At 70.8% G+C, this 9,813-nt stretch carries 9 protein-coding genes; 3 read left to right on the forward strand and 6 right to left on the reverse strand.

Annotated elements, in window-relative coordinates; all coding sequences use genetic code 11:
- The first annotated feature begins 248 nt into the window (after nucleotides 1–248).
- Nucleotides 249–1,127, forward strand: a complete 879-nt coding sequence (locus ACFV9O_RS38475; RefSeq protein ID WP_385427199.1) for an RNA polymerase sigma factor SigF — start codon at nucleotides 249–251, stop codon at nucleotides 1,125–1,127.
- A 46-nt stretch (nucleotides 1,128–1,173) separates the two neighbouring features.
- Here ACFV9O_RS38475 and ACFV9O_RS38480 read toward each other — a convergent pair whose 3' ends face one another.
- Together ACFV9O_RS38480 and ACFV9O_RS38485 are read right to left on the reverse strand one after the other, a co-directional pair.
- Nucleotides 1,174–1,497 carry a plasmid stabilization protein gene (locus ACFV9O_RS38480; RefSeq protein WP_385427201.1) on the reverse strand — a complete coding sequence of 108 codons (324 nt, stop codon included), beginning with the start codon at nucleotides 1,495–1,497 and terminating at the stop codon, nucleotides 1,174–1,176.
- 62 nt (nucleotides 1,498–1,559) lie between these two features.
- A complete protein-coding gene (locus ACFV9O_RS38485; RefSeq protein WP_385427204.1) occupies nucleotides 1,560–1,985 on the reverse strand; it encodes a CBS domain-containing protein in 426 nt (141 codons plus the stop codon).
- 270 nt (nucleotides 1,986–2,255) lie between these two features.
- On the opposite strand from ACFV9O_RS38485, the gene ACFV9O_RS38490 reads away from it, so the two are divergent.
- A complete protein-coding gene (locus tag ACFV9O_RS38490; protein WP_385427207.1) occupies nucleotides 2,256–4,604 on the forward strand; it encodes a SpoIIE family protein phosphatase in 2,349 nt (782 codons plus the stop codon).
- A 45-nt stretch (nucleotides 4,605–4,649) separates the two neighbouring features.
- Here the strand turns inward: ACFV9O_RS38490 and ACFV9O_RS38495 are convergent, their stop codons facing one another.
- The 3 genes from ACFV9O_RS38495 to ACFV9O_RS38505 all read right to left on the reverse strand — a co-directional run bounded on the left by ACFV9O_RS38495 (nucleotide 4,650) and on the right by ACFV9O_RS38505 (nucleotide 8,858).
- Entirely contained in the window at nucleotides 4,650–7,754 is a 3,105-nt protein-coding gene (locus ACFV9O_RS38495; RefSeq protein ID WP_385427210.1) for a HAMP domain-containing protein, read from the reverse strand.
- Between the two features lie 111 nt (nucleotides 7,755–7,865).
- The gene (locus ACFV9O_RS38500) at nucleotides 7,866–8,453 is read right to left on the reverse strand and encodes an ATP-binding protein (protein ID WP_385427212.1); all 588 of its coding nucleotides are present in this window, start codon (nucleotides 8,451–8,453) and stop codon (nucleotides 7,866–7,868) included.
- A 6-nt stretch (nucleotides 8,454–8,459) separates the two neighbouring features.
- The gene (locus ACFV9O_RS38505) at nucleotides 8,460–8,858 is read right to left on the reverse strand and encodes an STAS domain-containing protein (protein ID WP_385427215.1); all 399 of its coding nucleotides are present in this window, start codon (nucleotides 8,856–8,858) and stop codon (nucleotides 8,460–8,462) included.
- A 183-nt stretch (nucleotides 8,859–9,041) separates the two neighbouring features.
- Between ACFV9O_RS38505 and ACFV9O_RS38510 the strand changes: the two genes are divergently transcribed.
- Entirely contained in the window at nucleotides 9,042–9,248 is a 207-nt protein-coding gene (locus ACFV9O_RS38510) for a CsbD family protein (protein WP_385427220.1), read from the forward strand.
- Between the two features lie 125 nt (nucleotides 9,249–9,373).
- Here ACFV9O_RS38510 and ACFV9O_RS38515 read toward each other — a convergent pair whose 3' ends face one another.
- Nucleotides 9,374–9,535: a hydrophobic protein gene (locus ACFV9O_RS38515; RefSeq protein ID WP_385427217.1), complete on the reverse strand. Its 162-nt coding sequence runs from the start codon at nucleotides 9,533–9,535 to the stop codon at nucleotides 9,374–9,376.
- Nucleotides 9,536–9,813: the final 278 nt, after the last annotated feature.

Raw genomic sequence — 9,813 nt, forward strand, 5'->3', positions numbered from 1 at the left:
CGTGGCCGTCCCGTCGTAGGGGGCAGCCGGGAGCGCGACAAGGTGTAGACGACCGAGTCAACAGGCTCGGTCGTTTACGGCCGAGAAGTTGACCTGCATCAACGTCACGCTCCGTACACACCGGCGCGCGAGGCGCCATGTCATGCCGAAAGCTTTGAAAGGTGACAAACGGGTATCAACCGGATGGAGCTCGGCCGACGTTCCGCCGGTAGCCACCGGCGCGGGCGTCAGGCCGTCGAAGGAGCCTCATGTCCAGCTCGCCGCTCGCCCGTGAACCCACCGTCCGTGCCGCCCCTCCTGAGCGGTCGGCGGTACCGGCTGGCCTGCCGGAGATACCCGACCCCCGGACCATCAGCACGATGGACGCGCGAACCCTGTCGGTCGCCCTGTTCCGCCGGCTGGGCTCGCTGGAGGAGGGCACGGCAGAGTACTCGTACGTCCGCAACACGCTGGTGGAGCTCAACATGAGCCTCGTGAGGTTCGCGGCGGGCCGCTTCCGTGGCCGCAGTGAACCCATGGAGGACATCGTCCAGGTCGGCACGGTCGGCCTGATCAAGGCGATCAACCGGTTCGACGTCGAGCGCGAGGTCGAGTTCACCTCCTTCGCGCTCCCGACCGTGGTCGGCGAGATCAAGCGCTTCTTCCGGGACACGAGCTGGGCCGTGCGCGTGCCTCGGCGGCTCCAGGAACTCCGGCTGGACCTCGCCAAGGCCTACGACACCCTGGAACAGGATCTCGCCCGCGCCCCGACCGCGGCCGAACTCGCGGACCGGCTCGGCATCACCGAGGCGGAGGTCGTGGAGGGCCAGCAGGCCACCAACGGATACGTGGCCCGGTCCCTCGAACCCCTCGAGGACGACGAGCCGGTCAGCGCACTCGCCCACCGACTGGGCGAGGAGGACCCGGCCCTGGACCTCGTGGAGTGCCTCGAGTCCCTGAAACCGCTGATCGCCGGGCTGCCGGAGCGGGAACGCACGATCCTCTCGCTGCGGTTCGGCGACGAGTTGACGCAGTCGGAGATCGGGGAGCGGCTGGGGATCTCGCAGATGCACGTGTCGCGACTTCTGGCGCGGGTGCTGGAGAAGCTGCGAGAGGGGCTGCTCGCCGACGACGCCGGCGAGCAGTAGTGGGGCGAGCAGTAGCGGCGGTACGGGTCGGCAACCGAGCTCGCTGTCAGTAACCGAGCTCGCGGGCCAGTTCCTTCTTGTTCATCTTCGAACGGCCTTCGATGTTGCGGCTCTTGGCCTCCTCGTAGAGCTGATCGTAGGTCGGCCCCTGCGCGCCCTTGTGCGAGCGCTGCCCACCGCGCTTCGAGGGTGACATGTCCTGCGTCGAGGTCCGGCTCGCGGTCTTGGACTCGCCCTTCTGGGCTCGTTCCTTGTTGACCGTGCGCGCCGCGATCTCCTCGGCACGCTTGCGGCTTTCGCCGCGCTCCAGGGCGCTCTCCTTGATGTGCTCGTACTGGCGTTCACGCTTGGCGCTGGATCCGCGAGGCATCGTCGTCTCCTTCTAGCGGTTCGCTTGCAGTTCGGTGGCTCTCCGTCCGGCCCGGCGGGGCCTCATGCCCCGCTGTTCGGCGGAGCCGAGGAGATGTCCGCCAGCGCCGACCGCGGATCGCGCGACCGTGCCAGATCGCCGAGGGTGACGACCCCCAGGGGCCGGCCGTCCTCGACGACCGCGAGCCGTCGCACCATGTGCACCCGCATCAGCCTGACGGCCTCCGCCGTGTCCTCCTCCGGACGGACCGTGAGCACGTCGGGGGTGCAGACGGAACGGACGGGCATGATGTACGGATCATGACCCATGGCGACGGACCGTACGGTGATATCACGGTCCGTGAGCACACCGAGCAGCCGGTGGTCGTCGGCGACCATCACGTCTCCGACGTCCTTGTCGCGCATCAGCCGGGCAGCCTCGACGAGCGATGCGTCGGGCGGCAGCGTCAGCACCCCGGTCGTCATCACGTCTTTCACCAGCTCGGCCATGACCGTCACTCCCTTCCCTGCGCCCCCGCGTCATCGCGCGCCTGCCCGGATGACGCTCCGATATCCCGGACATCCTGGATATTCCTGAGGAAAACCGCTCTGCGGAACTCTCCTTCCACCGTCGGATGCCACTGCGGAGGCGGAGACGCGACAGCGACCGGCCGAACCCGAACCCGGACCCGGCCCCGGACCGGAAACCGACCGGCCCGGAGCAGGAGCGCAGTGCGACCGGCGCACGGGTAAAATCCGGTGCGTCACGCTGGAGACCACATGACCATGCCCGATCAGGGGCGGAACGAAGCGGGGCCCGACCAGCTGGCCGCCGCGGTCACGCAGCTCACCGCCGAACTCGCGGCCATGCGCCGCGATCTCGCTCGCCGTCATCTGCTCGACCTGGCATCAGGCGTGCTCGTGGCGCAGCTCTCCCTCGCGCCCGCCGATGCACTGGACCATCTCACCCGGCTGGCGGAGACCACCGGCGTCGCTCCTGAGGACCTCGCCGCCGACATCCTCAACGGCGCCGCGGGGACGATCGACCCGCTTGCCGAGGACGCGGCGGCCGATGCCGCAATGAAGGCGGCCGCGGAGGGCGGAGGCGACGAGGGCCGGGGGCGGGCTGAGCAGGACAAGGAGACCGAGGAGAGGGCGGTGGCGCGCCGTTCGCGCCGTACCGAGGCCGCCGCGGAGGCCGCCGCGAAGGCCGGCGGCACGGTCGACGAGGTGGCCGAGACCCTGCTGGACGGCGGGCTGCGCCCGCTCGGCGTACGCGGACTGTGGCTGTTCCGGCGTACGGAGACGGACTGCCTGGAGCTGGCCGGACGCGCCGGCGTGAGTCCGCTGGAGGCCGCGCACTGGCGCTGGGTGCCCCCGGAGGCCGGCAGCCCGCTGCACCGCGTGCTGGCGGAGGCAGCCCCCGCCTGGCTGCCGACCGGGCCCTCCGACGGCGAGCGGTTGCCGGGACCCGCGCAGGACGCCGCCCGTGCGGTCCTCCCGCTGCGGCAGCGCGGGGCGGTGACGGGTCTCGCCCTCGCCGACTGGACGGGCCCCCGCCGCCTGGACGAACCGGTGCGGCGCGCCCTCATGGGTCTGGCCGTCCCCGCCGCACGGATCCTGGACGCCGGACCCGCGGGCCCGGTGGAGCCGGCCGTACTCGCCGCGCTCCTCGATCTGCTCACCCACCCGGCGATGTCCCTGCGCGCCGAACCGGAGTCCGGTGCCCTCCACGTCGAGCACCTCAACCGGCCGGCGCTGGACTCGGCGGGCCGGGTGCACGGCGCGGCCGGACGGCCGCTGGCCCAGGTGTTCCCTGCCGTCGAGGCCGATCTCGTACGGCTGTCCATGGAGGCGCGCGAGTCCGCCGTTCCGAAGCGGGCGGCCAGACTGCCCGACGTGCACCGGGCCGGGGATCCCGACCCGCTGCTCGACGTGCGGGTGCTGCCCGTCGGCCCCGGCAGGACCGTCGTGCTCTGGCACGGCGCCACGGACCCCCTGATGTCGCTGACCCGGGTGCTCGGCCGACTGGAGAACCTGGCCGCCTTCGAGGACGACCTGATCGCCGGGGTCTCCCGGTGGAGCGAGCAGGCGTACCGGATCTTCGGGGTCGATCCGGCGGCTCCCGCGGTGCCGCTGCGCCGTCTGGGACGGCAGCTGCACCGGGACGAGACCGAGAAACTCGACGCTCTCCTGGCGGAGCTGACCGAGCGCCGCCAGGGTGCGCACACCGTCGTCCGCGTGGTCCGGGAGGACGGCGGGCTGCGCCATGTCCGGATCGCGGCCGAGCCGTTGCTGACGGGCGGTGTGCTCACCGGGATCACCGGCGTGTACCAGGACGTCTCGGCGCAGCACCACACCGAGATCGCGCTCAGCGCCACGTTCGACCGGCTGACTGCCGCACAGACCCAGGCCGCGCTCCGCCATCAGCTGGTCATCCAGTTGCAGCAGGCGATCGTCCCGGAGGTGCCGGTGCTGCAGCACCTGCCCGGCCTCCAGGTGGCCGCCCGCTACCGGCCGGCGGCCGAGGAGTACCGGGTGGGCGGAGACTGGTACGACGTCCTGCCGCTACCCAGCGGACGGGTGCTGGTCGCGGTCGGCGACATCGCGGGACACGGCATCGACTCGGTGACGGGCATGGTCGCGCTGCGCAACGCGCTGCGGGGACTCGCGTTCACCGGCGAGTCCCCGGCCCGGCTGATGACGCTGCTGAACGAGGTCACCCTCCACACCCACGGGCATCCGACGGCCACGGCCGTGTGCGCCCTGTACGACCCGGCCGACCGGTCGCTGCGCTGGGCCAGCGCCGGGCATCTGCCGCTTTTGCTGCTCCGTGACGAGCGGGCACGCTTCCTCGATCCACCGCCCGACATCCTGCTGGGCGCGGTCCCCTCGGCCGCGTACACGGAGACGGTGACGCCGCTGGCCCCCGGGGACACGCTGATGCTGTACACCGACGGGCTGGTGGAGCGGCGCCACACCGGGCTCGACGAGAGCCTCGCGAGCCTGCGGCGCGCGGCGGAGCGGCTCGGCCCCGGGGGTTTGGACGAGCGGACGGACCGGCTGCTGGCGTCCGTCACCGGGGACACGGACGACGACACCAGCCTGGTGGTCGTACGGGTCTCCTGACCGGGTCACGGTGGGGGCGCTCGGTGACCCGCGCGTCGAAGGCGCTCAGTGCTGGAGCCACTTGCGCACGCGTGCGAGGAGGTCGTACGCGTCGACCGGCTTGGTGACGTAGTCGTTGGCGCCGGCCGCGAGGCTCTTGACCCGGTCCCCCGGCATGGCCTTGGCCGTGACCACGATGACGGGGACGGCGGCGAACCTCGGCAGCTTCCTGATCGCGGCGGTCGCGCTGTAGCCGTCCATCCCGGGCATCATCACGTCCATAACGATCAGATCCACGTCCGGGTGGGCGGTGAGAAGTTCGATGCCGGAGCGGCCGTCGTCGGCCGTCAGGACGCGGACGCCCTCGGCTTCGAGGATCTCGGTGAGCGCGAACACGTTGCGCGTGTCGTCGTCGATGATGAGTACCACCCGCCCGGCGAGCGACCCGCTGGGCGCGTGCGGCTGCCCGGGGGCTACCGCCGCCCCGGTCCCTGTTCCCGTCCCTGCTCGTGCCGCTCCGGCGGGGCCGCGTGCCGGTGCGATTCCGGGCGGGGGCTGCTCCGGCAGTACGCCGCCGACGGGCACGTAGAAGGTGAAGACGCTGCCCTTGCCGAGCCGGCTCTCCGCGACGATCACGCCACTGAGGAGCTGGGCGAGTTCGCGGCTGATGGACAGCCCCAGTCCGGTGCCGCCGTAGCGGCGCCCGGTGGTGACGGCACCCTGCTGGAAGGCTCCGAAGATGGACTCCAGATGCTCCGGCGCGATCCCGACACCGGTGTCCTTGATCCGGAAGGCGACCACCGGCACGCCGCGCAGCTGCGGGGGGAGTTCGTCGTCGGTCGCGTGCTCGACGCGCAGTTCGACGCTGCCGGCTTCGGTGAACTTCACGGCGTTGGAGAGCAGATTGCGCAGCACCTGGCGCAGCCGGGTCTCGTCGGTGGTGATGTCGGTGGGCACGTCGTCGGCCGTGACGACCCTGAAGTCCAGGTTCCGTTCGCTCGCCAGGGGGCGGAACGTCATCTCGACGTATTCCAGGAGCCGGTGGAGCGGGAACGGCTCGCGGTGGACGTCCATCTTGCCCGCCTCGACCTTCGAGAGATCGAGGATGTCGTTGATGAGCTGGAGGAGGTCGGAGCCCGCGGAGTGGATGACCTCGGCGTAGTCGACCTGCTTCGCGGTCAGATTGCCTTCCGGGTTCTGGGCGAGCAACTGGGCCAGGATGAGCAGGCTGTTGAGCGGGGTGCGCAGCTCATGGCTCATGTTGGCGAGGAACTCGGACTTGTACATCGAGGTGCGCGAGAGCTGTTTGGCCCGCTCCTCCAGCTCCTGCCTGGCCTGCTCGATCTCCAGGTTCTTGCGTTCGATGTCGCGGTTGCGGTCGGCGAGGAGAGCGGCCTTCTCGGCGAGTTCGGCGTTCGAACGCTGGAGTTCCTCCTGGCGGGCCTGCAGCTCCTGGGAGCGGGCCCGCAGTTCGGCGGTGAGCCGCTGGGACTGTTCGAGCAGCTCGTCGGTGCGGGTGTGGGCGATGAGCGAGCTGACGTTGACGCCGACGATCTCGATGAACCGGTCGAGGAAGTCGCGGTGGATACGGGTGAAGGGGCGCAGCGCGGCCAGTTCGACGGCGCCGAGCACCTGTTCCTCGACGACGATCGGCAGCACGATCAGCGCCCCCGGGGCGCCGGCTCCGAGGCCGGACGAGATGGTGACGAAGCCGGGCGGGAGATCGTCGACGGCGATGGTGCGACGGCTGAGCGCGGACTGGCCGACGAGGGACTCGCCGAGCCGGAAGCGGGCGGGCGGCACTTCGGAGTCGGAGTGCCCGGCAGCCGGGCCGGAGGGCTCGGCGGCGGACCGGGCGGCGGACCCCGCAGGGGCGCCGTACGAGGCGGTCATGACGAGCTCCGGGCCGCTGCCGTCGGCCGCCTCCTCGGCCAGGAAGAACGCCCCGTACTGGGCGGAGACCAGCGGCGGTACCTCGTTCATGATGACCGCGGCGACCCCCTGGAGGTCGTTGCTCGACTGCATGAGTCCGGAGATCCGGGCCAGGTTGGTCTTGAGCCAGTCCTGTTCCTCGTTGGCGCGGGTGGTGGCGCGAAGCGACTCGACCATCGCGTTGATGTTGTCCTTGAGGTCGCCGACCTCACCGGGGGCCTCGACGGTGATGGACCGGGTCAGATCGCCCTCGGCGACGGCGCTGGTGACCTTCGCGATGGCGCGGACCTGCCGGGTGAGGTTGCCGGCGAGCTCGTTGACGTTCTCGGTGAGCCGTTTCCAGGTGCCGGAGATCCCTTCGACCTCGGCCTGGCCGCCGAGCCGTCCCTCGCTGCCGACCTCGCGGGCGACCCGGGTGACCTCGGCGGCGAACGACGACAGCTGGTCCACCATCGTGTTGATGGTCGTCTTGAGCTCCAGGATCTCGCCGCGCGCGTCGACGTCGATCTTGCGGGTGAGGTCGCCCTGGGCAACTGCGGTGGTGACCTGGGCGATGTTGCGGACCTGATTGGTCAGGTTGGTCGCCATGGAGTTGACGTTGTCGGTCAGGTCCTTCCAGGTGCCCGACACTCCCCGTACGGTGGCCTGTCCGCCGAGGTTGCCCTCGGTGCCGACCTCGCGGGCGACGCGGGTGACCTCCTCGGCGAACGAGGAGAGCCGTTCGACCATCGTGTTGATGGTCTCCTTGAGCTCCAGGATCTCGCCGCGGGCGTCGACCCTGATCTTCTGGGTGAGGTCACCGCGCGCGACGGCGGATGCGACCTGGGCGATCGACCGCACCTGCGAGGTGAGGTTGTCGGCCATGGTGTTCACGCCCGTGGTGAGCTCCTGCCACACGCCGCCGACGCCCTTCACACGGGCGTGGCCGCCGAGCCTGCCCTCACCACCGACCTCGGTGGCGACCCGGGTGACCTCGGCGGTCACGAGGGAGAGCTGGTCGGCCATGCCGTTGTAGACCGACGCGATCTCGCCCATGATGCCCCCGGCGTCGTCGGGGAGCCGGGCGGAGAAGTCCCCGTCGCGCACGGCCGTGAGCCCCGCGAGGAGCTTGCGCAGCCCCTCCTCGCTCAGGGCCGCCGGCGGGCGGTGGTCCGCCTCGGCACGGCCGGGGTGCGGGGCGTCCGGTCGGGCCTCGAGGTGGTCCCGTGGATGGTCCCGTGAGTGAGCGGATGCGTCCATCGCCGGCCTCGTGTCGCTCGTTCGGCGTACTGGTCTCAGTCTCGACTCTCGCACGGGGCGCCCGGGGCGACACCCGGACGGAGGCATGGGGGCCGAGCGGTCCGGGAGCAGTCAGGAAGGCGGGGCCGGGCGGGAGCGGCGCGGGGCGGCGACCTCCGCCCACACCGTCTTGCCGGTGCCGCGGGACACCGAGCCCCAGGCCCGGGCGAGCCGCCCGAGCACGATCAACCCGTGGCCGCCGGGGATCGCCGGGTCCGCGTGGGGGCGGGGCCGCGGCGGTACGGGGCTGGCGTCGCTGACCTCGATACGGACGCGTTCGGGCGTGACGTGCAGCACCAGTTCCTGTGGTCCGTCGGTGTGGAGGCAGGCATTGGTGACGAGCTCGGAGACGACCATGAGGACGTCCTCGGCGACGGCCCGCCGCTCGGCCGTCTCGTCCATCTCGTACGCCTCGTCGGTCTCGTACGCGCCGTGCGGCTCCGCGTCGTACCGCTCGACTGCGTCGTCCGGCCCGTCCGCGTCGTACGCCGTGCCCGGCTCGAGCCGGCCGTACGGGTCCTCGTCCGCACCGTCGTCCGGGAGCCACCCCCAGTCGGCGAGCGCGGCGCGGCTGAAGTCGCGGCAGCGCCCGACAGCGCCCCGGGGCCCGGAGAGCACCAGTCTGCGGGTCTGCCCCTGCGCCGGAACGGCCGCGCTCACGGCTCTCTACTCCTCCTGTGGCTCGGCGAGGGCCTCGCTGAGGCTCGCGTACCGGGGAAACACCGCCCCGGCGCCCGTGATGGCGAACATCCGCGCGACCTGGGGCCGCAGCGCCGCCAGCTCCACCCGGGCATCCGCCTCCTGAGCGGCGAGGCGGGCGCGCAGCAGCACGTTCAGGCCGGTGGAGTCGCAGAACAGCAGCCCGGAACAGTCGACGAGCAGCCGGCGCGCACCGCCGGCGATGCTTTCGTCCAGGGCGGCCCGCAGCGGCTCGGCCGTGTCGTGGTCGAGCTCGCCCGTGACCGCGACGACGACGATGTCCGGCGCGGGGCCCGGCCGCACCTCGACGCCGAACCTGCCGCTTCCGCCGGCTCTCTCCGGCCATCCGTCCCCTGCTGACCCCATGCCCGGTTCTCCTGGTCCGTCCGGCCCTCGGTGACACCCCGACTATGACACCGCCTCCGGCCCGCCGCTTCCTGCGCGGACCGACGACGAAAAGCGCTGGAGCGGCGTTTGCCGGGCCCCGTGCGAGGTATCTGCGTGACGGGAGGCCTACCACTTACGAAGGGGCTGATCCGCGTGGCCGGTATGGAAAAGAAGATACGCGGCAAGGTCCAGGAAACCATGGGCAAGGCCAAGCAGAAGGCCGGACGGATGGCAGGCCATGACGAGCTGCATCGGAAAGGCACCGGCGACCGCGTCAAGGGCGTGGCCCGCCAAGTGGCAGGGAAGACGGAAGAGGTCGTCCACAAAGCGGCAACCGAAGCGAGGGCAAAGATCCGCAAACACCAGTGACGCACATAGTCGGTGAGCGACTGTTTCTCCGGCCGTTTATCGGCGGACGAGGGGCTTTGCGGGGGGAGTTTTCCCGCCCAAGCCCCCGTCCGCATTCCGTCGCGACAGTGCACGGAGTACCGGTCCTACCAGCGATACCAGCGGCCGCCGCCGCCCGTCGGCCGGAGAACGAATCCGAGCAGCCACACGACCAGCACAATGGCCGCGATCCACCACAGCACGTCCACGGCGAAGCCTGCGCCGAAGAGGATCAGAACGAGGAGCAGTACGAGAATCAGGGGGACCATGATTATCAACCTCCGTGACGTCGTCTGCCCTGTGCGGAATCTTTCACACACCGAAATGGCACCGGGTATTCGACCGCGTCTTCGGGTGGCGTTTTCGCTGTCAGCTGGGGGGCCGAGCTGCTGCCGAGTGCCGACGGGAAGCCCAGCAATATGGTGCAAATCGGACACACGATGATGGCGGAACGTGACTGGTTTGGTGGTCAGGCTGGAATGGGGATCCAGGCTCCTCGGCCGTCGAAGAGCTGGGTAACCACGTCGAGCAGGTTCTTGCCCTGTTT

The sequence above is a fragment of the Streptomyces sp. NPDC059909 genome (assembly GCF_042730885.1).
Lineage (GTDB): Bacteria > Actinomycetota > Actinomycetes > Streptomycetales > Streptomycetaceae > Streptomyces.